The sequence below is a fragment of the Serratia sp. HRI genome, from assembly GCF_010119335.3.
Lineage (GTDB): Bacteria > Pseudomonadota > Gammaproteobacteria > Enterobacterales > Enterobacteriaceae > Serratia > Serratia nevei.
The window spans coordinates 2,746,672-2,768,333 of sequence record NZ_CP083690.1 but is presented as its reverse complement, the minus strand read 5'-3'; the positions used below and the strand labels follow the sequence as shown (position 1 = coordinate 2,768,333).

At 59.7% G+C, this 21,662-nt stretch carries 23 protein-coding genes and 1 pseudogene; 15 read left to right on the top strand and 9 right to left on the bottom strand.

Annotated elements, in window-relative coordinates:
* The first annotated feature begins 2 nt into the window (after window positions 1-2).
* Window positions 3-1,103 (top strand): glycosyltransferase, encoded by a 1,101-nt coding sequence (locus tag GF111_RS13325; protein ID WP_055311844.1) that lies wholly within the window; start codon window positions 3-5, stop codon window positions 1,101-1,103.
* Between the two features lie 44 nt (window positions 1,104-1,147).
* On the opposite strand, the gene GF111_RS13320 is transcribed toward GF111_RS13325, so the two are convergent.
* On the bottom strand, window positions 1,148-2,161 hold the full coding sequence (locus GF111_RS13320) for a glycosyltransferase family 9 protein (RefSeq protein ID WP_038872581.1): 1,014 nt from the start codon (window positions 2,159-2,161) through the stop codon (window positions 1,148-1,150).
* 125 nt (window positions 2,162-2,286) lie between these two features.
* Between GF111_RS13320 and waaA the strand changes: the two genes are divergently transcribed.
* The 3 genes from waaA to coaD are packed head-to-tail and all read left to right on the top strand — an operon-like array spanning window position 2,287 to window position 4,827.
* Window positions 2,287-3,564 carry a lipid IV(A) 3-deoxy-D-manno-octulosonic acid transferase gene (gene waaA, locus GF111_RS13315; protein ID WP_147190295.1) on the top strand — a complete coding sequence of 426 codons (1,278 nt, stop codon included), beginning with the start codon at window positions 2,287-2,289 and terminating at the stop codon, window positions 3,562-3,564.
* Window positions 3,565-4,338 carry a glycosyltransferase family 2 protein gene (locus tag GF111_RS13310; RefSeq protein ID WP_038872579.1) on the top strand — a complete coding sequence of 258 codons (774 nt, stop codon included), beginning with the start codon at window positions 3,565-3,567 and terminating at the stop codon, window positions 4,336-4,338.
* A gap of 3 nt (window positions 4,339-4,341) precedes the next feature.
* On the top strand, window positions 4,342-4,827 hold the full coding sequence (coaD, locus tag GF111_RS13305; protein WP_004931181.1) for a pantetheine-phosphate adenylyltransferase: 486 nt from the start codon (window positions 4,342-4,344) through the stop codon (window positions 4,825-4,827).
* Window positions 4,828-4,830: 3 nt separating this feature from the next.
* Here coaD and mutM read toward each other — a convergent pair whose 3' ends face one another.
* From mutM to radC, 4 genes are all read right to left on the bottom strand, one after another.
* Entirely contained in the window at window positions 4,831-5,646 is an 816-nt protein-coding gene (gene mutM, locus GF111_RS13300; protein ID WP_004931185.1) for a bifunctional DNA-formamidopyrimidine glycosylase/DNA-(apurinic or apyrimidinic site) lyase, read from the bottom strand.
* 81 nt (window positions 5,647-5,727) lie between these two features.
* A complete protein-coding gene (gene rpmG / locus GF111_RS13295) occupies window positions 5,728-5,895 on the bottom strand; it encodes a 50S ribosomal protein L33 (RefSeq protein ID WP_002442576.1) in 168 nt (55 codons plus the stop codon).
* A gap of 11 nt (window positions 5,896-5,906) precedes the next feature.
* Window positions 5,907-6,143: a 50S ribosomal protein L28 gene (gene rpmB / locus GF111_RS13290; RefSeq protein WP_004931195.1), complete on the bottom strand. Its 237-nt coding sequence runs from the start codon at window positions 6,141-6,143 to the stop codon at window positions 5,907-5,909.
* Window positions 6,144-6,405: 262 nt separating this feature from the next.
* A complete protein-coding gene (radC, locus tag GF111_RS13285) occupies window positions 6,406-7,089 on the bottom strand; it encodes a DNA repair protein RadC (RefSeq protein WP_038872576.1) in 684 nt (227 codons plus the stop codon).
* Window positions 7,090-7,272: 183 nt separating this feature from the next.
* Between radC and coaBC the strand changes: the two genes are divergently transcribed.
* The 3 genes from coaBC to slmA all read left to right on the top strand — a co-directional run bounded on the left by coaBC (window position 7,273) and on the right by slmA (window position 9,775).
* On the top strand, window positions 7,273-8,490 hold the full coding sequence (coaBC, locus tag GF111_RS13280; protein ID WP_047730817.1) for a bifunctional phosphopantothenoylcysteine decarboxylase/phosphopantothenate--cysteine ligase CoaBC: 1,218 nt from the start codon (window positions 7,273-7,275) through the stop codon (window positions 8,488-8,490).
* Complete coding sequence (gene dut, locus GF111_RS13275; protein ID WP_016929680.1) at window positions 8,468-8,926, top strand: dUTP diphosphatase; 459 nt, start codon at window positions 8,468-8,470, stop codon at window positions 8,924-8,926. The genes coaBC and dut overlap by 23 nt, the downstream gene beginning before the upstream one ends.
* A 252-nt stretch (window positions 8,927-9,178) precedes the next feature.
* Window positions 9,179-9,775: a nucleoid occlusion factor SlmA gene (slmA, locus tag GF111_RS13270; protein WP_004931203.1), complete on the top strand. Its 597-nt coding sequence runs from the start codon at window positions 9,179-9,181 to the stop codon at window positions 9,773-9,775.
* Window positions 9,776-9,806: 31 nt separating this feature from the next.
* On the opposite strand, the gene pyrE is transcribed toward slmA, so the two are convergent.
* The gene (gene pyrE, locus GF111_RS13265) at window positions 9,807-10,448 is read right to left on the bottom strand and encodes an orotate phosphoribosyltransferase (RefSeq protein ID WP_004931204.1); all 642 of its coding nucleotides are present in this window, start codon (window positions 10,446-10,448) and stop codon (window positions 9,807-9,809) included.
* A 96-nt stretch (window positions 10,449-10,544) separates the two neighbouring features.
* Window positions 10,545-11,261 (bottom strand): ribonuclease PH, encoded by a 717-nt coding sequence (gene rph / locus GF111_RS13260; RefSeq protein ID WP_025160305.1) that lies wholly within the window; start codon window positions 11,259-11,261, stop codon window positions 10,545-10,547.
* Between the two features lie 126 nt (window positions 11,262-11,387).
* Here rph and GF111_RS13255 point away from each other — a divergent pair.
* A pseudogene (locus GF111_RS13255) lies at window positions 11,388-12,239 on the top strand (YicC/YloC family endoribonuclease); the annotation flags it as partial.
* A 66-nt stretch (window positions 12,240-12,305) separates the two neighbouring features.
* Here the strand turns inward: GF111_RS13255 and GF111_RS13250 are convergent.
* Entirely contained in the window at window positions 12,306-12,695 is a 390-nt protein-coding gene (locus GF111_RS13250; protein ID WP_048232233.1) for a hypothetical protein, read from the bottom strand.
* A gap of 360 nt (window positions 12,696-13,055) precedes the next feature.
* Here GF111_RS13250 and GF111_RS13245 point away from each other — a divergent pair, with 360 nt between their 5' ends.
* Complete coding sequence (locus GF111_RS13245; protein WP_004931212.1) at window positions 13,056-14,240, top strand: NupC/NupG family nucleoside CNT transporter; 1,185 nt, start codon at window positions 13,056-13,058, stop codon at window positions 14,238-14,240.
* A 34-nt stretch (window positions 14,241-14,274) separates the two neighbouring features.
* Here the strand turns inward: GF111_RS13245 and GF111_RS13240 are convergent, their stop codons facing one another.
* Window positions 14,275-14,709, bottom strand: a complete 435-nt coding sequence (locus tag GF111_RS13240) for a DUF3574 domain-containing protein (RefSeq protein WP_048232234.1) — start codon at window positions 14,707-14,709, stop codon at window positions 14,275-14,277.
* A gap of 253 nt (window positions 14,710-14,962) precedes the next feature.
* Between GF111_RS13240 and GF111_RS13235 the strand changes: the two genes are divergently transcribed.
* From GF111_RS13235 to recG, 6 genes are all read left to right on the top strand, one after another.
* Entirely contained in the window at window positions 14,963-15,580 is a 618-nt protein-coding gene (locus GF111_RS13235; protein WP_025304704.1) for a trimeric intracellular cation channel family protein, read from the top strand.
* A gap of 211 nt (window positions 15,581-15,791) precedes the next feature.
* A complete protein-coding gene (gene gmk, locus GF111_RS13230; protein WP_004931218.1) occupies window positions 15,792-16,415 on the top strand; it encodes a guanylate kinase in 624 nt (207 codons plus the stop codon).
* Between the two features lie 54 nt (window positions 16,416-16,469).
* Window positions 16,470-16,745, top strand: a complete 276-nt coding sequence (gene rpoZ, locus GF111_RS13225; RefSeq protein ID WP_004931221.1) for a DNA-directed RNA polymerase subunit omega — start codon at window positions 16,470-16,472, stop codon at window positions 16,743-16,745.
* Window positions 16,746-16,763: 18 nt separating this feature from the next.
* On the top strand, window positions 16,764-18,875 hold the full coding sequence (gene spoT, locus GF111_RS13220; protein ID WP_019452189.1) for a bifunctional GTP diphosphokinase/guanosine-3',5'-bis pyrophosphate 3'-pyrophosphohydrolase: 2,112 nt from the start codon (window positions 16,764-16,766) through the stop codon (window positions 18,873-18,875).
* Window positions 18,876-18,880: 5 nt separating this feature from the next.
* The gene (gene trmH, locus GF111_RS13215; RefSeq protein ID WP_048232237.1) at window positions 18,881-19,576 is read left to right on the top strand and encodes a tRNA (guanosine(18)-2'-O)-methyltransferase TrmH; all 696 of its coding nucleotides are present in this window, start codon (window positions 18,881-18,883) and stop codon (window positions 19,574-19,576) included.
* Window positions 19,573-21,654 carry an ATP-dependent DNA helicase RecG gene (gene recG / locus GF111_RS13210; protein ID WP_094460819.1) on the top strand — a complete coding sequence of 694 codons (2,082 nt, stop codon included), beginning with the start codon at window positions 19,573-19,575 and terminating at the stop codon, window positions 21,652-21,654. Before trmH ends, recG begins: the two co-directional genes overlap by 4 nt.
* Window positions 21,655-21,662: the final 8 nt, after the last annotated feature.

Genomic DNA, 21,662 nt, shown 5'->3' with positions numbered 1-21,662 from the left:
CTATGCGTATTCTGATGATCATCGACGGCCTGCCGGGAGGCGGCGCGGAAAAAGTGGTGCTGACCCTGTGCCAGGGCATGCAGCAACAGGGGCATGACGTCAGTCTCATCTCGCTGCGCGACGTCTGCAATTACCCTATCCCGTCAGGCATTGATTATCAGGTGGTGGCCGATCGCAGCCGCGCCCCCTGGCGCAAGCTGACCGAGCTGTCGCGCCGCGCCGCCGCGCTGGATCGGGCAATAGCCGAACACGAGCGCCAACACGGCGCGTTCGATCTGGTGTTCTCCAATCTGCATAAAACCGATCGCATCGTCAGCCGCAGCAAGCGGTTGGCCGCGGATCGCCTGTGGTTCTGCATTCACGGCATTCTCTCCACCTCCTATCTCGGCCACCGCAAGGGCCTGGATCGCTGGCTGAAGCAGCGCAAAATCGCCAACGTTTACCAAGGGAGAAATATCGTCGCCGTTTCACGGGCGGTTGGCGACGATCTGCAGCAGAACTTGCCGATTCGCCCACGCCGGCTGGCGGTCATCAACAACCCGTTCGACATCGACGCCATCCAGCAACAGGCGGCGGCGCCTTGCGAACTGGCCGGCCAGGACTATCTGGTGCACGTCGGCCGCTTTCACGCCACCAAGCGGCATGACCGTCTGCTGAAAGCCTATGCGCACTCGGGCATTCAGGCACCGCTGGCCTTGATAGGCACCGGGGACGACGCCAGAGTCGCCGAGGTCAAACGTCTGGCAACAGACTTAGGCATCGCAGAGCGCGTGCTATTCCTCGGTTTCCAGGCCAATCCCTACCCGTTTATTCGCCATGCCTCGCTGCTGGTGCTCAGCTCCGACAGCGAAGGGTTTGGTAACGTGCTGGTGGAATCGCTGCTGTGCGGCACGCCGGTGGTCAGCACTCGCTGCCCGGGCGGCCCTGCGGAAATTCTGGAAAAAGCCGGCATGGCTAACGCGCTGGCGGAATTAAACGAAGCGTCGCTGGCAGAAAAAATGGCGGAAATTTACGCCAATCCGCCGCAGATAAATCAACAGCAATTGCTGAGTTATGGGCTGGAGCCTATTTGTCGTCAATATATTGAGCTGAAAGAAAAATAATAGAGAAATAAATAAGGCAGGGGATACCTGCCTTATTTTCTTCGTTAGCTGAGCGCCTGCATTTTCTGCCAAACCTCATCGACAGAAACATCTTCACAGTGCCCCGACTCACTCTGCAAAATATGATGACGGCCGGTCCATGGATGCCAGGAGGCTTTATCGGTATCGCCAAAGAACACCACCATGTCCTTATTCAGCGCGGCGGCAAGATGCATCTGCCCACCGTCGCTGCACAGCACCCGGTCGCATAAATCGAACCCGCCCAACAGCTCGCGCACCGAGGCCGTCGGATAAAGCGCGACGCGTTCGTTTTGGCACAGCGCCAACAGCTGTTCGGCGCGCTGCTGGTCACCGATGTCGTCCGGCGCCAGCGTGCCCTGCGGTGACCAGAAGATCAGCACGCCGGTGTGGGGATCGGCAACCAGACGGTTGATGATTTCGGCATAGCGTTCAACCGGCCAACGCCTTTTCGGGCTGCGGCTGCTGATGTGCACGGCGCATACACGTTCGACCGGCGGCAGACGCTCCTGTAGCCGTTGCGCCGCCAATTGCCGCTCTTCAGGCGTCAGAAACACCCGCACCGGCGGGATCGGAATGGATTGGTCGGTTATCGCCGATAAATAGCTGTAGGTGTGTTCGACCTGATGGAGGCCGCGGAAATCGTCCTTGCGGAACGGGCGATGAATATCTTTCGTGCCCAGATCGGCGCCGATGATATGGGTGGCGCCGGCCATTTTCGCTAAACGCAGGCTGTATTTACATGGCACCGGGTTGGCCAGAATGACCGCATCGAACTTTATTTTGCGCAGCTTCAGGAAGATCATCAGACGTTCGAAATAAACGCCCAACGTCGTTTCATTTTTCGCCTTGTGCTTGGCCTTTTTATAGACAAAGACTTTCTCGAGATGAGGGTTGTTTTTAACAACGTCCTGGCTGACTTTATTGATCAGCAGATAAACTTTTGCGTCTGGATAGGCAATTTTCACCCCTTCAATCAGAGGCGTGGTGCAAACAAGATCGCCGATGTTGTCGCGGCGAATAATTAAAATATTCTTCATTCCGAGCCTGTCGGCGAAATCGCTCGCCGGTTGTCTGAAACTGACACCCAAGGTTACCAAATTAGCGCCTTTCCCTTCCAGTTATGGTACTATTCCGAATAACCCATATAAATGAAATTGATAGAATGTTGCTGCGTTTATATCAGGTACTACTCTACCTCATCCAACCCCTGATCTGGCTCCGCTTACTGCTGCGCAGCCGCAAAGCTCCAGCCTACCGTAAACGCTGGGCGGAACGCTATGGCTTCTGCGCCGGGAAAGTCGTGCCAGGCGGCATCATGCTGCATTCCGTCTCCGTCGGCGAAACGCTGGCGGCCATCCCGTTGGTACGGGCGCTGCGCCACCGTTACCCCGCTTTGCCGATAACTGTGACCACAATGACCCCAACAGGTTCAGAACGCGTCCAGTCCGCTTTCGGCAAAGACGTACATCACGTCTATCTGCCCTACGATCTGCCCGGCTCCATGAACCGCTTCCTCGACCAGGTGAATCCCAAGCTGGTGATCATCATGGAAACCGAGCTGTGGCCTAACCTGATTAACGCGCTGCATCAGCGGCAGATCCCCCTGGTGATCGCCAATGCGCGCCTGTCGGCCCGCTCCGCCGCCGGCTATAAGAAAATTGGCGGGTTCATGCGCGATATGCTGCGCCGCATTACGCTGATCGCCGCACAAAACCAAGAAGACGGCGATCGGTTTATCGAACTGGGCCTGAAGCGCTCGCAGCTGGCCGTAACCGGCAGCCTGAAGTTCGATATCTCCGTCACCCCGGAACTGGCCGCCCGCGCCGTTACGCTGCGCCGCCAATGGGCGCCGCGCCGCCCGGTGTGGATCGCTACCAGCACCCATGACGGTGAAGAAACCATCCTGCTGGAAGCGCATCGCAAACTGCTGGAAAAACACCCCGACCTGCTGCTGATCCTGGTGCCGCGTCACCCGGAACGCTTCCCGACCGCCAAAGAGCTGGTGCAGAAGGCCGGCTTCAGCTACACCCTGCGCAGCAGCGGCGAAATCCCGTCCGGCAGCACCCAGGTGGTGATCGGCGATACCATGGGCGAGCTGATGCTGCTGTACGGCATCGCCGATCTGGCCTTTGTCGGCGGCAGTCTGGTAGAACGCGGCGGGCACAACCCGCTGGAAGCCGCCGCGCACGCCATCCCGGTGCTGATGGGCCCGCATACCTTCAACTTCAAAGACATCTGCGCCAAGCTCTCGCAGGCCGAAGGCCTGATCACCGTGACCGACGTGGATTCGCTGGTGAAGGAAGTGGAAACCCTGCTGACCGACGAAGACTACCGGCGCTACTACGGCCGCCATGCGGTGGAAGTGTTGTATCAGAATCAGGGAACGTTGCAGCGCCTGCTGCAGCTGCTGGAACCGCACCTGCCGCCCCGGAGTCACTGAATGAGCAGCCGCAAAAGCCTGTCGGTGGTGATGATCGCCAAAAACGAAGCCGGGCTGTTGCCGGACTGTCTGCGTTCAGTCGAATGGGCCGATGAAATCATCGTGCTGGACTCCGGCAGCGAGGACGACAGCGTCGCCGTTGCCGAAGGTCTGGGCGCCAAAGTCTTCACGCACACCGACTGGCAGGGGTTCGGCAAGCAGCGTCAGCTGGCGCAAAGCTATGCCAGCCATGACTACGTTTTGATGATCGACGCCGACGAACGCGTCACGCCCGAGCTGCGGCAATCCATCGAGCGGGTGTTGAATGCGCCGGACGACGGCGCCGTCTACAGCTGTGCGCGGCGCAACCTGTTTCTAGGCCGCTTCATGCGCCACAGCGGCTGGTATCCTGACCGCGTCAACCGCCTGTACGCCAACCAACGCTATCGTTATAACGACGATCTGGTGCACGAATCGCTGAACATCGGCGGTGCCAAAGTGATCCCCCTCAGCGGCGATATGCTGCACCTGACCTGCCGCGACTTCTTCGCCTTCCAGCGCAAACAGCTGCGCTACGCCGAAGAGTGGGCCACACAGCGCCACCGGGCCGGCAAGCGTTGCGGCTACCTGTCTATCCTGACCCATACGCTCGGCGCCTTCGTCAAAACCTGGCTGCTGCGCGCCGGCTTCCTGGATGGCAAACAGGGGTTGCTGTTAGCGGTGGTCAACGCGCAATATACCTTCAATAAATATGCCGCATTATGGGCATTGGGCCGCAACTACTCAGAGAAGTGAATCATGACCAGCAAAGCCATCTATCCCGGGACCTTCGATCCCATGACCAACGGCCACCTGGATTTAGTGACGCGCGCGTCACTGATGTTCGATCACGTGATTCTGGCCATCGCCGCCAGCCCGAGCAAAAAGCCGCTGTTCAGCTTGGATGAGCGCGTGGCGTTGGCGACGCAGGTCACCTCGCATCTGGACAATGTGGAAGTGCTGGGCTTCAGCGAGCTGATGGCGCACTTTGCCGCTCACCAAAATGCCAATATCCTGGTGCGCGGCCTGCGTGCGGTGTCTGACTTTGAATATGAATTGCAGCTGGCGAACATGAACCGCCATTTGATGCCGACGCTGGAAAGCGTGTTCCTGATGCCTTCCGAAGAGTGGTCGTTCATCTCCTCCTCACTGGTGAAGGAGGTCGCCCGCCACGGCGGCGATATCGCGCCTTTCCTGCCTGACGTGGTCACCCAGGCACTAATGGCGAAGCTCGCCGCCGAGTGATGCTCAGCGCTGGCAGCGGCGGCAAAAGAAGGTGCTGCGCTGCCCGTGCTTGGCGGATTCGATCGGCGTGCCGCACGCGCGGCACGGTTCTCCCGCCCGCCCGTAAACCTGCAGCTCCTGCGCGAAATACCCCGGTTTGCCGTCCGACTGCAAAAAGTCGCGCAATGTCGTGCCGCCCTGCTCGATAGAGCGCTGCAACACCGCCTTGATGGTCTTCACCAGCAGTTCCGCTTCGGCTTTGCTCAACGATCCCGCCGGACGATCGGGCAAGATCCCGGCGCTGAACAGCGATTCGCTGGCGTAAATATTGCCGACCCCGACCACCAGCTTGTTATCCATCAGCCACGGTTTAATCAACGTGCGCTTATTGCGTGATTTTTCATACAGGTAGTCGCCGTTGAACGCTTCGCTCAGCGGTTCCGGCCCCAGGTGCGCCAACACGCTGCTGGTCGCCAAATCTTCGCACCACAGCCAGGCGCCGAAACGGCGCGGATCGGTATAGCGCAGGATCATGCCGTTGCTGATCACCAGATCGACGTGGTCGTGTTTGCCGGCTTCATCTTCGTTTTCCTCGCGCAGCATGCGCAAGCTGCCCGACATGCCCAGGTGCACGATAATCCAACCGTTCTCCAGCTCGATCAGCAGGTATTTGGCCCGGCGCTGCACGCTGAGCACCGGCCGATCGCTCAGCGTCAGGATCTGCTCGGAAACCGGCCAGCGCAGGCGCGCGTTGCGCACCACCGCATACTGAATGCTGTGGCCGACAAGATAAGGCTCTATACCGCGTCTGCTCGTCTCAACTTCCGGTAATTCAGGCATCTGGCTTCCCCTCCGACGTTTTCTACCCTTTATAAAACAAAAAACCCGGCCAAGGCCGGGTTTTTCATTAATCCACTAAAATTATTTAATTTTAGCTTCTTTGTATACTACGTGCTGACGGACAACTGGATCGAATTTCTTCAGTTCCAATTTTTCCGGCTTAGTACGCTTGTTCTTCGTGGTGGTATAGAAGTGACCAGTACCAGCAGAAGAAACCAGCTTGATCTTCTCGCGAACACCTTTAGCCATGATTCAGTTCCTTAATACTTCTCACCACGGGCACGCAGATCGGCCAGAACCGTCTCAATACCCTTCTTATCGATAACACGCATACCTTTAGCAGATACACGCAGAGTTACAAAGCGCTTCTCAGCCTCAACCCAAAAACGGTGTGAGTGCAGGTTAGGCAGAAAACGGCGTTTGGTCGCGTTCATTGCGTGGGAACGGTTGTTACCGCTCACCGGGCGCTTGCCAGTAACTTGGCAGACTCGGGACATGTCTATTCTCCAAAAATCAAATCAGCTCGAGCTTCGTATAGGGTATGGCCGCCTCGTCAGGCTTTTAGAGCCCATCTCAGCAAACTTCATACTGAGGAGACTCTCGTCATCAGGTAGAAACCACACATCAGGTCAGAAACCTGCTGAGATAGGCTCTTGCGCCAAACCCAAGATTCTCAAAGGTGGCGTAGTATACGCTCTGAAGCGTAAGTGCTCAAGTCCCGAACAGCTAAAGATCCCACAAGGATCGCGAAAAAATCGCTTAAAGCCATCCGCGCTCGGCAAAAGAGACGCATTCACCCCGACCGATCACCAAATGATCAAGCACTCGGATCTCCAATAACTGACAGGCTTTCACCACCTGTTCCGTTATCAAACGGTCGGCATGACTGGGTTCAGCCTTACCCGAAGGGTGATTATGCGCGAGAATCAGCGCGGCGGCATTAGCCTTCAACGCTTCGCGCACAATTTCTCTCGGGTAGACGACGACGCTGCTGATGGTACCAGCAAACATCTCCTGATGGCGAATAACCCGGTGCTGATTGTCTAAAAACAATACCAAAAAGACCTCTCGCTCGCGATGCGCCAGCAGGCTTTGCAGATAATGCCGGGTGACGCTCGGATTGAGCATGGCGTTTTCCTGCGACAAATGGCTGGAAAAGAAGCGCAGCGCCAGCTCGGCAATCGCCTGCAGCTGCGTATAGCTGGCGTCCCCCAGGCCTTTTTGGCTGCAAAAAGCCTGATGATCGGCCGACATCAGGTGATAAAGCGAGCCGAACCGGCGCAGCAGCTGCTCCGCCAGCTGCATCACGTGCACGCCGGGCAACCCGGTGCGCAAGAAAATGGCCAACAGTTCTGCGTCGGACAGCGCCGCCGCCCCCTGCATCAACAGCTTTTCACGCGGCGCCAGCGCGCCCGGCCAGCACGCCACAATCGGGTTGCTCATCGTATTCCTCCCTGAAAGGGCTACAGCATGCCATGTGCTGCCCGGCGCGTTCGACAGGTGTTTGATAACATTGCGAAGTGTTTCGCAAAGCACAATGTAACGCCCTGCAGCCATTGCGGAATCGCTCACCTGAACGGCGGATATGCTAAAATGGCGCATCTTTCGGCTTTCAATCGGACAATGATGATGACGGGACTTTCCGGCAAACATATTGTGCTTGGCATCAGCGGCGGCATCGCCGCCTACAAATGCCCAGAGCTGGTGCGCCGCCTGCGCGACAGGGGCGCAGAAGTGCGCGTGGTGATGACCCACGCCGCCAAGGCGTTCATTACGCCACTGACGCTGCAGGCCGTTTCCGGCTACCCGGTGTCCGACGATCTGTTGGATCCCGCCGCCGAAGCCGCCATGGGCCACATCGAGCTCGGCAAGTGGGCGGATCTGGTGATTCTGGCGCCGACGACCGCCGATCTGCTGGCGCGCGTCGCCGCCGGCATGGCCAACGATCTGTTGACCACCGTCTGCCTGGCGACCGACGCCCCCATCGCCGCCGCCCCCGCCATGAACCAGCAGATGTATCGCGCCGCCGCCACGCAGGCCAACCTGCAAACGCTGCAGGCGCGCGGCATGCTGCTCTGGGGGCCGGACAGCGGCAGCCAGGCCTGCGGCGACGTCGGCCCGGGCCGCATGCTGGATCCGCTGGACATTGTCGACCTGGCGAACGCGCATTTCTCCGCCCCGCAGGATCTGCAACATTTGCAGGTTATGATCACCGCCGGCCCGACGCGTGAGGCGCTGGATCCGGTACGTTTCATCAGCAATCACAGCTCCGGCAAAATGGGCTTCGCCATTGCCCGCGCCGCCGCCGCCCGCGGCGCGCAGGTGACGCTGATCGCCGGGCCGGTCAGCCTGCCGACGCCGCCATCGGTCACCCGAGTGGACGTCACCAGTGCGCTGGAGATGGAGCAGGCGGTGCAACAGCGCGCCGCGCAGCAGCAGATTTTCATCTCCTGCGCCGCCGTGGCCGATTACCGCCCCGAGCAGATCGCCGATGAAAAAATAAAAAAACAGGGTGATGAAATCGTCCTCAAGATGGTAAAAAACCCCGATATCGTCGCCGGCGTGGCGGCGATGACCAAAAATCGACCGTTTGTCGTGGGGTTTGCCGCCGAAACCCAGAATGTGGAAGAATACGCGCGGCAAAAACTGGCGCGTAAGAAGCTGGATTTGATTTGCGCTAACGATGTATCGCTTGCAGAGCACGGGTTCAACAGCGACACCAATGCCCTGCACCTTTTTTGGCAGAATGGAGAAAAACGCCTGGCGCTGAGCGACAAGGCACTCCTTGGCCAACGTTTAATAGACGAGATAGTCAGCCGTTATGATGAAAAAAATCGACGTTAAGATCCTCGACCCGCGCATCGGTCAGGATTTCCCGCTACCGACCTACGCCACGCCGGGCTCCGCCGGTCTCGACCTGCGCGCCTGCCTGGACAGCGCGGTGGAGCTGGCGCCGGGTGAAACCACGCTGTTGCCTACCGGCCTCGCGATCCACATCGCCGACGCCGGCCTGGCGGCGGTGATCCTGCCGCGCTCCGGCCTGGGCCACAAGCACGGCGTCGTGCTGGGCAACCTGGTCGGCCTGATCGACTCCGATTATCAGGGCCAGCTGATGGTGTCCGTTTGGAACCGCGGCCAGAAACACTTCACCATCGAGCCGGGCGAACGTATCGCGCAGATGGTCTTCGTGCCGGTAGTGCAGGCCGAATTCAACCTGGTGGAAGAATTCGACAGCAGCGAGCGCGGCGAAGGCGGCTTCGGCCACTCGGGGCGCCACTAAGCGCCCCCCAAGGCACGATGGCCGGCAGGGAAACGTCGCCTGAACCTTGCCTTTCCGGGGAGAAGGATGTCTCTGCGGCAAAGGTTTTACCGCGACAATTGCAGCGCACACCAGGCAGCGCGGAAAAAGGCCGTTAAGGCCGCTGACCCCAGCATCGTAAAAAAGCTATCACATAAGCCGCACAGAGCCTGCTCTGCAGCGGCCGGTGCGCGGGTTTCCGTCAGTTAAGTTTTAGCAAGGGTCTAATCAGACATGGCAGAAAAAGAAAAGACGAAAAGGAATCGGCGCGAGGAAATCTTGCAGGCGTTAGCCCAGATGCTGGAGTCCAGCGACGGCAGCCAACGCATCACCACCGCCAAACTCGCCGCGAACGTGGGTGTTTCTGAAGCTGCGCTGTATCGGCATTTCCCCAGCAAGACACGGATGTTCGACAGCCTGATCGAGTTTATCGAAGACAGCCTGATCACCCGCATCAACCTGATCTTGCAGGACGAGAAAGAGACGTTTAATCGTCTGCGCCTGATTTTACTGCTGATTCTGGGCTTTGCGGAACGCAACCCGGGGCTGACGCGCATCATGACCGGCCACGCGCTGATGTTTGAACAGGATCGCCTGCAGGGCCGCATCAACCAGCTGTTCGAACGCATCGAGGCGCAGCTGCGCCAGGTGTTGAAAGAGCGTAAATTGCGCGAAGGCAAAGGCTTTATCGTCGATGAAACGCTGCTGGCGAGCCAGCTGCTGGCCTTCTGCGAAGGCATGTTGTCGCGCTATGTGCGTTCGGAATTCCGCTATCGCCCAACGCAGGAATTCGACGCCCGCTGGCCGCTGTTGGCGGCCCAGCTGCAATAAAGATAACGCCGGGCATGCCCGGCGTTTTTACTTACACCCCGTACTGCTCGCGGTAAGCGCGCACCGCCGCCAGGTGGTCCGCCATTTCCGGCTTCTCCTCCAGATAGGCGATCAGGTCCTTCAGCGTCACGATCGAAATCACCTTGCAGTGATAGTCGCGTTCCACTTCCTGAATGGCGGAGATATCCGCGCGGCCGCGTTCCTGACGGTCGAGGGAGATCAGCACGCCCGCCAGCGAAGCGCCGCTGGCGCCGATGATTTCCATCGACTCGCGGATCGCGGTGCCGGCGGTGATCACATCGTCTACCAACATCACGCGCCCCTGCAGCGGGCTGCCTACCAGCGAACCGCCTTCGCCGTGGGTCTTGGCTTCCTTGCGGTTAAAGCAGTAAGGCACGTCGCGCTCATGGTGTTCCGCCAACGCCACCGCCGTAGTGGTAGCAATAGGTATGCCTTTATAGGCCGGGCCAAACAGCAGGTCGAAATCGATGCCGGAGTCCATCAGGGCTTCGGCGTAGAAGCGCCCCAACAGCGCAAGATCACGCCCGGTATTAAACAGGCCGGCATTGAAGAAGTACGGGCTGGTGCGGCCGGACTTCAGGGTGAACTCGCCGAATTTCAATACCTGCTTGTTAAGCGCGAACTCGATAAACTGGCGCTGATAGGCTTTCATTACTGCTTCTCCTCGTCTGAATCTGCTTGGGTCTTGTCATTACTGCCGCCCGATCGCCGGGCATAAAAAAGGCGACTTCTCAGTCGCCTTAAAAAATCAGTCCGCCAGCGCCGCTTTCTGCGCCTGGAAGATGGTTTCGATGCCCCCTCGGGCCAGCGCCAATAGCGCCAACAGCTCATCGTGGCTGAACGGCTCGCCTTCGGCGGTGCCCTGCACTTCAATCATGCGGCCATCTTCCATCATCACTACGTTCATGTCGGTTTCCGCCGCAGAATCTTCCACATACTCCAGATCGCACAGCGCTTCGCCATTGACGATGCCGACGGAAACCGCCGCCACCATGCCTTTCATCGGGTTGGCTTTCAGCTTGCCGTTGGCCACCAGCGTGTTCAGCGCATCGGCCAGCGCCACGCAGGCGCCGGAGATGGAGGCGGTGCGGGTACCGCCGTCGGCCTGCAGTACGTCGCAGTCGAGGGTGATGGTGAATTCACCGAGCTTTTTCAGATCCACCGCGGCGCGCAGCGAGCGCGCGATCAGGCGCTGGATCTCCAGCGTGCGGCCACCCTGCTTGCCTTTGGCGGCTTCACGGGCATTGCGGCTGTGGGTGGAGCGCGGCAGCATGCCGTACTCGGCGGTGATCCAACCTTGCCCCTGGCCTTTCAGGAAGCGCGGAACGCCCTCTTCTACCGTGGCGGTGCACAAGACTTTGGTATCGCCAAACTCAACCAGCACTGAACCTTCAGCGTGTTTGGTATAGTGACGGGTCAGTGTCAGGGGGCGAACTTGCTGTGGTGCTCTGCCTGCAGGACGCATGGGCTCTCTCCGGCTTCAAATCAACTATTGGCTGCGCATTATACGGGCTTCGTGACGTAATGCCTATCCTGCCCGCAGCCGCGACGCTATAATCGCCCCATCTTTTCCTATTACGGGTACGCATCAATGATCCGCAGCATGACCGCCTACGCCCGGCGTGAAATCAAGGGTGAATGGGGCAGCGCAGCCTGGGAGCTGCGTTCCGTTAACCAGCGCTACTTAGAAACCTACATCCGCCTGCCGGAACAATTCCGCAGCCTGGAGCCGGTGATCCGTGAACGTATCCGTGGCCGCCTGACGCGCGGCAAAGTCGAATGCAACCTGCGTTTCGAACTGGATCCAAGCGCGCAAAGCTCGCTGATCCTGAACGAAAAACTGGCCAAACAGCTGGTTGAAGCCGCCAACTGGGTGAAAATGCAGAGCGACGAAGGAGAAATCAACCCGATCGACGTGCTGCGCTGGCCGGGCGTGATGTCCGCGCAGGAGCAGGATCTGGACACCATCAGCGCCGAGCTGATGCAGGCGCTGGACGGCGCGCTGGATGACTTCATCGTCGCACGCGAAAGCGAAGGCGCCGCGCTGAAAACGCTGATCGAACAACGCCTCGACGGCGTCAGCGCCGAAGTGGTCAAAGTGCGCGCCCAGATGCCGAATATCCTGCAATGGCAGCGCGAACGCCTGGTCAGCAAGCTGGAAGAGGCGCAGGTACAGCTGGAAAACACCCGCCTGGAGCAGGAGCTGGTGCTGATGGCGCAGCGCATCGACGTCGCCGAAGAGCTGGACCGTCTGGAAGCGCACGTGAAAGAGACGCACAACATCCTGAAGAAGAAAGAAGCCGTCGGCCGCCGCCTCGACTTCATGATGCAGGAGTTCAACCGCGAATCGAATACCCTGGCCTCCAAGTCGATCAATGCCGACGTCACCGCTTCCGCCATCGAGCTGAAAGTGCTGATCGAGCAAATGCGCGAGCAGATCCAAACATCGAGTGATCCTGCCCCGCACGCCATCAAGCCCGCGCCAAGCGGGCTTTTTTATGGCTGCAGATCAGCGATAAGCGGCCGCCTGCTCTTCGCCCATCAGCCCCATTTTCTGCAGCTGCACCGCAATGCTCCAGGTTGAACGTTCAAACTCATCGCTCAGCGCTTCCAGCGTCGCCCCGGCCGCATGGCTCTCGCGCAGCCGCAGCTTTTCCTCTTCCGGCCAAGGGAAGTAGGCATTGGCCGGCCGCCCCTCGGCCAGATTCTTCTGCCGCTTCTCCTCCGACGTCAGCCGGACTTTTTTCTGCCGTTCGGCTTCACCGTCGAACTCGCTGGCCAACGCGAACAGCAGGCGGATAACCTCCGGCGCGCAGGCCGCCGAAGCCGGTCTCAACAGCTCGCCGGTGTCGGGATTAACCCCGTTGGCCTGCGCCCTGAGCAACGTGCCGGTATTCATTGTTCGCCTCCTTATCCGAGAAGATGCGCCGGTCGTGGCGCCTTGTTCAGGCATTTTTCTTTGCCTCCCTCGCGAAAACCACGCTTTACGCCATGAAAAAGCGCCAGTTGCGAGCCAGATTCCAGGCGTTTGCACGCGAGTGACAGTGATTGCATCAGGTTGCGAGCCGGCAGGCCCCTGGGGAACCGGCTCACCGGGAAGCTTATGAAAAACTGCCGGACAGCGCGTGCGGATGACATTCGGCAAGATATCCCGCATGCCATAAGTATTTTGTTCTAATTATCACGCAAGGTAATGAAAGGACGGCGATGCTGTGGCTAAATGTGTTTTTTCTCTGCCCGTGAACCGTACGGACCGTTTATGCCACAAATTCTGCAATTTATTATGGCTCTGGTGGTGATCATCGCCCTGGCGCTGCTGGTCAGCAATAATCGCAAGAAAATCCGCCTGCGCTATATCATCCAGCTGCTGGTGATCGAAGGCGCGCTGGCCTATTTCTTCCTGCACTCCGCCAGCGGGCTCAGCGTGATCAAACACGTCGCCGGCTTCTTCGACACCCTGCTCGCCTACGCCGCCCAAGGATCGGAGTTCGTGTTCGGCGGCATGAGCAAGGATGGCCTGGCGTTCATCTTCCTCGGCGTTTTGTGCCCTATCATCTTTATTTCCGCCCTGATCGGCATTTTACAGCATTTCCGCATCCTACCGCTGATCATCCGCCTGGTCGGCACCTTGCTGTCCAAGGTCAACGGCATGGGCAAGCTGGAGTCGTTCAACGCCGTCAGCACGCTGGTGCTGGGGCAGTCGGAGAACTTCATCGCCTATAAAGGCATCATCGGCGATATCTCGCCGCGCCGCATGTACACCATGGCCGCGACCGCCATGTCGACGGTATCGCTCTCCATCGTCGGCGCCTACATGTCGATGATCGACGCGCAGTACGTGGTGGCGGCATTGATCCTTAATATGTTCAGCACCTTCATCATTCTATCGATCATCAACCCGTATCAGGTCGAAGACGAGCCGGAGCTGAAGCTGAACAAACTGCATGAAGATCAGAGCTTCTTCGAAATGTTGGGCGAGTACATTCTGGCCGGCTTCAAGATTGCGATGATCATCGCGGCGATGCTGATCGGCTTTATCGCGCTGATCTCCGCCGTCAATGCACTGTTCTCCGCGGTGCTCGGCATCAGCTTCCAGCAGATCCTCGGCTATGTATTCTATCCGCTGGCTTGGCTGATCGGCATCCCGGCGGAGGAGGCCCTGAAGGCGGGCAGCATCATGGCGACCAAGCTGGTGGCCAACGAATTCGTGGCGATGATTGAGCTGAAGAAAATCGCGGCGGAGCTATCGCCGCGCGGGCTGGGTATTCTGTCGGTGTTCCTGGTGTCGTTTGCCAACTTCGCCTCCATCGGCATCGTCGCCGGCGCCATCAAGGGGTTGAACGAGCAGCAAGGCAACGTAGTTTCCCGTTTTGGCCTGAAGCTGGTTTATGGCTCGACGCTGGTGAGCCTGCTGTCAGCGGCCATCGCCGGCCTGGTGCTGTAATCCCCACTCCCGGCCGTATGGCCGGGAGTTCGCTTTAAAACGCCACACACACCGGCGCATCCACACGCATCACCGAATCCTGCGCAAACTGCTGCTTATAGCCGCTGCGCAGCGCCTCGATATTCGCCTCACTCTCTTTGCCCGGCGCATGGATCAACAGCAGCGCCTTGCTGTTCTCGCGCGCCAGCTTGCCGTCGTGGCCCAGCCACTGCCCTTTGGCATCAAAGACCGTCAGCCCGTCTCTAAAACGCGGCGTCACCTGGCTGTCGACGAAGGTTTGCCACTCGGCGGCGGTGATCGCCGGCCCCGCCGGGCGATTCAGGCCGAAGTAGAGCGTTGTTTGCATCATCGGATCGCCGGTGTGGCAAGCCGGAGCCGGTGACACAGCCTGATGGCCTGGCGCCACGCAGCCGCTCAGCAGCAGGGCGGCCACCACGGCGCCGGCGGCCAGTTTCGGGGAGTTTTTCATCTGCAGTCTCGGTTTCTCGGTTGAAGGATTAGCTGAAAAAAGCATAGTCAGCGATGGAAACCAGCGCGAAATTTCTAATGCTTTCATCAACAGCCAGATGTTAAAAAAGGCTGTTTATCGGCAATAAAAACGTATTTTGGATTAGCTAAATTAATCCGAAACGCCATCGGTGAAAAAAACTCAGTGGCGCGCGCCATCGGCGGCGATTACCCTGCCGGCCATCATTCTGACGCAAGTACGCTGTGAATCCCTTATGTTACTGAGCATCCTTTATATCATCGGCATCACCGCCGAAGCCATGACCGGCGCGCTGGCGGCCGGCCGCCGCCAAATGGACATGTTCGGCGTGATCATCATCGCTTCGGTCACGGCGATCGGCGGCGGGTCGGTGCGCGATATGCTGCTCGGGCATTTTCCATTGGGCTGGGTCAAACACCCGGAATACATCGTCATCGTCGCGATAGCGGCGATCGTCACCACCTGGGTGGCCCCCCTGATGCGCCATCTGCGCCGCCTGTTCCTGGTGCTCGACGCCGTCGGCCTGATCGTCTTCTCCATCATCGGCGCGCAGGTAGCCCTGGATATGGGGCACAGCGCCATTATCGCCGCCATCGCCGCGGTGATCACCGGCGTCTTCGGCGGGGTGCTGCGCGACATGTTCTGCAACCGTATCCCGCTGGTTTTCCAGAAAGAGATCTATGCCGGCATCTCCTTCAGCGCCGCCTGGCTGTATATCGGCCTGCAGCACCTCAGCCTGCCGCACAATCTGGTGGTGATCCTCACGCTGGTCGCGGGCCTGAGCGCTCGCCTGATCGCCCTGCGCTTCCGCCTCGGCCTGCCGGTGTTCAACTACCAGCATCCGGATCACTGATCTCGGGGCGGCAACGCGCCGCCGCCGAGGCCAAAACTGCAGAAATGTTGCCCTTCGACGCGCAAATTCGCTCATTCGCCGCTTTTTCCGCGCAAAGCGGCGGGCAAAATGCGAGCTAACGCTGCACCCGGCGCGTTAGCCGTGTATACTGTGCGGAGAAAATACACATCCGCTGTTATTGGCATATCAACCGTTATCAACGAACATCATCATGGCTCAAGGCACGCTTTATATTGTCTCTGCTCCCAGTGGCGCAGGTAAATCAAGTCTGATTCAGGCTTTGTTAAAGACGCAACCGCTGTACGACACGCAGGTTTCGGTTTCGCACACCACGCGCGACAGCCGCCCGGGTGAAAATCACGGCGAACACTATTTCTTCGTCTCGAAAGACGAATTCCGCCGGATGATCGAGCAGGACGCATTTCTTGAGCACGCCGAAGTGTTCGGCAACTATTACGGCACCTCGCGCGCCGCCATCGAACAAGTGTTGGCGACCGGCGTAGACGTGTTTCTGGATATCGACTGGCAGGGCGCGCAGCAAATCCGCGCCAAAATGCCGCAGGCGCGCAGCATCTTCATTCTGCCGCCGTCGAAGGAAGAACTGGGCCGCCGCCTGCGCGGGCGCGGGCAGGATTCCGAAGAGGTGATCGCCAAGCGCATGGCTCAGGCCGTGGCGGAAATGACGCATTACGCGGAGTACGATTACCTGATCGTGAACGATGATTTCGATCTGGCGCTGTCCGATCTGAAGACCATCATTCGCGCCGAACGCCTGCGTTTGGGCCGCCAGTTGCTGCGGCATGACGCTTTAATCAGCAAACTATTGGCAGACTGAAGGCAGTTTCAGTATCATGCCCAGTCTTTTCGTCACCTGTGGAGTAGCACAAATATGGCACGCGTAACTGTTCAAGACGCTGTAGAGAAAATTGGTAACCGTTTTGACCTGGTGTTGGTCGCTGCTCGTCGGGCGCGTCAGATCCAGACCGGCGGCAAAGATGCACTGGTTCCGGAAGAGAACGACAAGTACACCGTTATCGCCCTGCGCGAAATCGAAGAAGGCCTGATCACCAGCCAGATCCTCGACGTGCGTGAGCGCCAGGAACAGCAAGAGCAGGAAGCCGCAGAGATTCAAGCGGTTACCGCGATTGCTGAAGGTCGTCGTTAATTAGACTGCGAGTCCGCCTTGTACCTGTTTGAAAGCCTGAATCTGCTGATTCAACGTTACCTGCCCGAGGAGCAGATTAAGCGCCTCAAACAGGCATACCTCGTCGCGCGCGACGCGCACGAGGGCCAGACACGCTCCAGCGGTGAGCCTTACATTACTCACCCGGTCGCCGTGGCCTGCATCCTGGCGGAAATGCGTCTCGATCACGAGACGCTGATGGCGGCATTGCTGCACGACGTCATCGAAGACACCCCAGCCACCTATCAAGATATGGAACAGCTGTTCGGCAAGAGCGTCGCCGAACTGGTTGAGGGCGTCTCCAAGCTCGACAAGCTGAAGTTCCAGGACAAGAAAGAAGCGCAGGCGGAAAACTTCCGCAAGATGATCATGGCGATGGTGCAGGATATCCGCGTCGTGCTGATCAAGCTGGCCGACCGTACGCACAACATGCGCACTCTCGGTTCGCTGCGCCCCGACAAACGCCGGCGCATCGCGCGTGAAACCCTGGAAATCTACAGCCCCCTCGCCCACCGTCTGGGTATTCATCACCTGAAAACCGAGCTGGAAGAGCTGGGCTTCGAGGCGCTGTACCCGAACCGTTATCGCGTGATCAAGGAAGTGGTGAAAGCCGCGCGCGGCAACCGCAAAGAGATGATTCAAAAAATCCTCTCCGAGATCGAAGGGCGGCTGACCGAAGCCGGCATCGCCTGTCGCGTCAGCGGGCGGGAAAAACACCTCTACTCCATCTACCTCAAGATGCACCTCAAAGAACAGCGTTTCCATTCCATCATGGATATCTACGCGTTCCGGGTGATCGTGAAAGAGGTCGATACCTGCTACCGCGTGCTCGGCCAGGTGCACAGCCTGTACAAACCGCGCCCGGGGCGAGTGAAAGATTACATCGCCATTCCCAAGGCCAACGGCTATCAATCGCTGCATACCTCGTTGATCGGCCCGCACGGCGTGCCGGTCGAAGTGCAGATCCGAACCGAAGACATGGACCAGATGGCTGAGATGGGGGTGGCCGCGCACTGGGCTTACAAGGAAAGAGAACAGGGCGAAACCGGCACCACGGCGCAGATCCGCGCCCAGCGCTGGATGCAAAGCCTGCTGGAGCTGCAGCAAAGCGCCGGCAGTTCGTTTGAATTTATCGAGAGCGTCAAATCCGATCTGTTCCCGGATGAGATTTACGTTTTCACCCCGGAAGGCCGCATCGTCGAGCTGCCCGCCGGTGCCACGCCGGTCGACTTCGCCTATGCGGTGCATACCGATATCGGCCATGCCTGCGTCGGCGCGCGCGTCGATCGTCAGCCATATCCGCTGTCGCAGTCGCTGACCAGCGGCCAGACCGTCGAGATCATCACCGCACCGGGCGCGCGGCCCAACGCCGCCTGGCTGAATTTCGTGGTCAGCTCGAAAGCGCGCGCCAAAATTCGCCAGATGCTGAAGAATCTCAAGCGCGACGACTCCGTCGGCCTCGGCCGCCGTCTGCTCAACCACGCGTTGGGCGGCAGCCGCAAGCTGGCCGAAATCCCGCAGGAAAACATTCAGCACGAGCTGGACCGCATGAAGCTGGCGACGCTGGACGATTTGCTGGCGGAAATCGGCCTCGGCAACGCCATGAGCGTGGTGGTGGCGAAGAACCTGCAGGGCGATCAGTCCAGCCTGGGCGCTTCCTCCGGCGTGCGTAACCTGGCCATCAAGGGCGCCGACGGGGTGTTGATCACCTTCGCCAAGTGCTGCCGTCCGATTCCGGGCGACCCGATTATCGCTCACGTCAGCCCGGGCAAAGGGCTGGTGATCCACCATGAATCCTGCCGCAATATTCGCGGCTATCAGAAAGAGCCTGAGAAGTTCATGGCGGTCGAGTGGGATAAAGAGACCGAGCAGGAGTTCATCGCCGAGATCAAGGTGGACATGTTCAACCACCAGGGCGCGCTGGCCAACCTGACGGCGGCGATCAACGCAGCCGAGTCCAATATTCAGAGCCTGAACACCGAAGAGAAAGACGGTCGGGTTTATAGCGCCTTTATCCGCTTGACCACCCGCGATCGCATCCATTTGGCAAACATTATGCGTAAAATCCGTATCATGCCGGATGTGATCAAAGTTAACCGCAACCGAAACTAGCGCTTATGAGTCCTGAACGCTATGCGCGGATTTGTGAAATGCTCGCGACCCGGCAGCCGGATTTGACGGTCTGCCTGGAGCAAGTGCACAAACCGCATAACGTCTCCGCCATTATCCGCACCGCCGACGCCGTCGGCGTGCATCAGGTCCACGCCGTGTGGCCCACCACCCGCATGCGCACCCTGGTTTCCTCCGCCGCCGGCAGCAACAGCTGGGTCAGCGTCAAAACCCATCGTTCCATCGGCGACGCGGTCGGTCACCTGAAAGCGCAGGGCATGCAAATTCTGGCCACCCATCTGTCTGCGCGCGCGGTCGATTTCCGCGAGGTGGATTACACCCGGCCCACCTGCGTGCTGCTCGGCCAGGAAAAAACCGGCATCACCGAAGAAGCGCTGGCGCTGGCCGATCAGGACATCGTCATTCCGATGATCGGCATGGTGCAATCGCTCAACGTCTCCGTGGCCTCGGCACTGATCCTGTATGAAGCGCAGCGCCAGCGGCAGAACGCCGGCCTGTATCGCCGCGACAACAGCATGCTGGATGAAGAAGAGCAGCAGCGTCTGCTGTTCGAAGGCGGCTACCCGGTGCTGGCCAACGTGGCCAAGCGCAAAGGGCTGCCACGCCCGCAGATTGACGAGCAGGGCCAGGTGGTCGCCAGCGCCGAATGGTGGGCGGCCATGCAGGCGACGGTGCGCAAATGAAAGGCCGCCTGCTGGATGCTGTCCCACTCACCACGCTTTCCGGGGTTGGCGCCAGCCAGGCGGGCAAACTGGCCAAGCTTGGCCTCGAGACCATTCAGGATCTGCTGCTGCACCTGCCGCTGCGCTACGAAGACCGCACTCGTCTCTACCCGATCAACGATCTGCTGCCGGGCATCTATGCCACGGTAGAAGGGGAAGTGCTGCGCAGCGACATCAGCTTCGGCCGCCGCCGCATGCTGACCTGCCAGATCAGCGACGGCACCGGCATCCTCACCATGCGGTTCTTCAACTTCAACGCCGCGATGAAGAACAGCCTGGCCACCGGCCGCCGCGTGACCGCCTACGGCGAGATCAAACGCGGCAACCACGGCGCGGAAATCATCCATCCGGAATACCGCATTCAGGGCGAAGCCAGCGAAGTCGAGCTGCAGGAGTCGCTGACGCCGGTCTACCCCACCACCGAAGGGGTGCGGCAAGCCACGCTGCGCAAGCTGACCGATCAGGCGCTGGAGCTGCTGGATACCTGCGCCATCGCCGAACTGCTGCCGCCGGAGTTGAGCGGCGGCCTGATGAGCCTGCCGCAGGCGCTGCACACCCTGCATCGCCCGCCGCCGGACATCCAGCTGGTGGATCTGGAGCTGGGCAAACACCCGGCGCAAAAACGCCTGATCCTCGAAGAGCTGCTGGCGCATAATCTGAGCATGCTGGCGGTGCGCGCCGGTGCCCAGAGTTACCAGGCGCAGCCGCTGCTGCCGGACGATCGGCTGAAAAACCGTTTTCTCGCCCAGTTGCCGTTCTCGCCGACCGGCGCGCAAACGCGCGTGGTGGCCGACATCGAAGCCGATATGCAAAAAGACTTCCCGATGATGCGGCTGGTGCAGGGCGACGTCGGCTCCGGCAAAACGCTGGTGGCGGCGCTGGCGGCGCTGCGCGCTATCGCGCACGGCAAGCAGGTGGCGCTGATGGCGCCAACCGAACTGCTGGCCGAGCAGCACGCCAACAATTTCCGTCAGTGGTTCGAGCCGCTGGGGCTGGAGGTCGGCTGGCTGGCCGGCAAACAGAAAGGCAAGGCGCGCATCGCGCAGCAGGAAGCCATCGCCAGCGGCCAGGTGTCTATGGTGGTCGGCACCCACGCTATCTTCCAGGAGCAGGTGCAGTTCAACGGTTTGGCGTTGGTGATCATCGATGAGCAGCACCGCTTCGGGGTGCATCAACGGCTGGCGCTGTGGGAGAAAGGCGAAGAGCAAGGCTTCCACGCCCATCAGCTGATCATGACCGCCACGCCGATCCCGCGCACGCTGGCAATGACCGCCTATGCCGATCTCGATACCTCGGTCATCGACGAACTGCCGCCGGGCCGTACGCCGGTGACCACCGTCGCCATCCCCGATACCCGCCGCGCCGACATCATTCAACGGGTGAAAAGCGCCTGTCTGGAAGAGGGGCGGCAAGCTTACTGGGTGTGTACGCTGATCGAAGAATCCGAACTGCTGGAAGCGCAGGCGGCGGAAGCCACCTGGGAAGAATTGAAAACCGCGCTGCCGGAGCTGAAGGTGGCGCTGGTGCACGGCCGCATGAAAGCGCAGGAAAAGCAGGCGGTGATGCAGGCGTTTAAACAAGGCGAGCTGCAGCTGTTGGTCGCCACTACGGTGATCGAAGTCGGCGTCGACGTGCCGAACGCCAGTCTGATGATCATCGAAAACCCGGAACGGTTGGGCCTGGCGCAGCTGCACCAGCTGCGCGGCCGCGTAGGGCGCGGCGCCGTGGCCTCACACTGCGTGCTGCTGTACAAAACACCGCTGAGCAAAACCGCGCAAACGCGCCTGCAGGTGCTGCGCGACAGCAACGATGGCTTCGTCATCGCGCAGCGCGATCTGGAGATCCGCGGCCCGGGCGAGCTGCTGGGCACCCGCCAGACCGGCAGCGCCGAATTCAAGGTGGCGGATCTGCTGCGCGATCAGGCGATGATCCCCGAAGTGCAGCGCGTCGCTCGCCATCTCCATCAGCATTATCCGGAGCACGCCCAGGCGCTGATTGAACGCTGGCTGCCGGAGAAGGCGCGCTACTCCAACGCATAAAAAAGGGC

Bases quoted from the DNA above. Each gene is read 5' to 3' on its own strand.
- radC (WP_038872576.1), bottom strand. From the start codon at position 7,089: ATGAGCAACCCGATTGTGGCGTGCTGGCCGGGCGCGCTGGCGCCGCGT.
- GF111_RS13320 (WP_038872581.1), bottom strand. From the start codon at position 2,161: ATGAAGAATATTTTAATTATTCGCCGCGACAACATCGGCGATCTTGTT.
- GF111_RS13240 (WP_048232234.1), bottom strand. From the start codon at position 14,709: ATGAAAAACTCCCCGAAACTGGCCGCCGGCGCCGTGGTGGCCGCCCTG.
- dut (WP_016929680.1), top strand. From the start codon at position 8,468: ATGATGAAAAAAATCGACGTTAAGATCCTCGACCCGCGCATCGGTCAG.
- GF111_RS13325 (WP_055311844.1), top strand. From the start codon at position 3: ATGCGTATTCTGATGATCATCGACGGCCTGCCGGGAGGCGGCGCGGAA.
- rpmB (WP_004931195.1), bottom strand. From the start codon at position 6,143: ATGTCCCGAGTCTGCCAAGTTACTGGCAAGCGCCCGGTGAGCGGTAAC.
- GF111_RS13250 (WP_048232233.1), bottom strand. From the start codon at position 12,695: ATGAATACCGGCACGTTGCTCAGGGCGCAGGCCAACGGGGTTAATCCC.
- coaD (WP_004931181.1), top strand. From the start codon at position 4,342: ATGACCAGCAAAGCCATCTATCCCGGGACCTTCGATCCCATGACCAAC.
- coaBC (WP_047730817.1), top strand. From the start codon at position 7,273: ATGATGACGGGACTTTCCGGCAAACATATTGTGCTTGGCATCAGCGGC.
- trmH (WP_048232237.1), top strand. From the start codon at position 18,881: ATGAGTCCTGAACGCTATGCGCGGATTTGTGAAATGCTCGCGACCCGG.
- slmA (WP_004931203.1), top strand. From the start codon at position 9,179: ATGGCAGAAAAAGAAAAGACGAAAAGGAATCGGCGCGAGGAAATCTTG.
- mutM (WP_004931185.1), bottom strand. From the start codon at position 5,646: ATGCCTGAATTACCGGAAGTTGAGACGAGCAGACGCGGTATAGAGCCT.
- GF111_RS13245 (WP_004931212.1), top strand. From the start codon at position 13,056: ATGCCACAAATTCTGCAATTTATTATGGCTCTGGTGGTGATCATCGCC.
- GF111_RS13310 (WP_038872579.1), top strand. From the start codon at position 3,565: ATGAGCAGCCGCAAAAGCCTGTCGGTGGTGATGATCGCCAAAAACGAA.
- rph (WP_025160305.1), bottom strand. From the start codon at position 11,261: ATGCGTCCTGCAGGCAGAGCACCACAGCAAGTTCGCCCCCTGACACTG.
- rpmG (WP_002442576.1), bottom strand. From the start codon at position 5,895: ATGGCTAAAGGTGTTCGCGAGAAGATCAAGCTGGTTTCTTCTGCTGGT.
- recG (WP_094460819.1), top strand. From the start codon at position 19,573: ATGAAAGGCCGCCTGCTGGATGCTGTCCCACTCACCACGCTTTCCGGG.
- rpoZ (WP_004931221.1), top strand. From the start codon at position 16,470: ATGGCACGCGTAACTGTTCAAGACGCTGTAGAGAAAATTGGTAACCGT.
- pyrE (WP_004931204.1), bottom strand. From the start codon at position 10,448: ATGAAAGCCTATCAGCGCCAGTTTATCGAGTTCGCGCTTAACAAGCAG.
- GF111_RS13235 (WP_025304704.1), top strand. From the start codon at position 14,963: ATGTTACTGAGCATCCTTTATATCATCGGCATCACCGCCGAAGCCATG.
- gmk (WP_004931218.1), top strand. From the start codon at position 15,792: ATGGCTCAAGGCACGCTTTATATTGTCTCTGCTCCCAGTGGCGCAGGT.
- waaA (WP_147190295.1), top strand. From the start codon at position 2,287: ATGTTGCTGCGTTTATATCAGGTACTACTCTACCTCATCCAACCCCTG.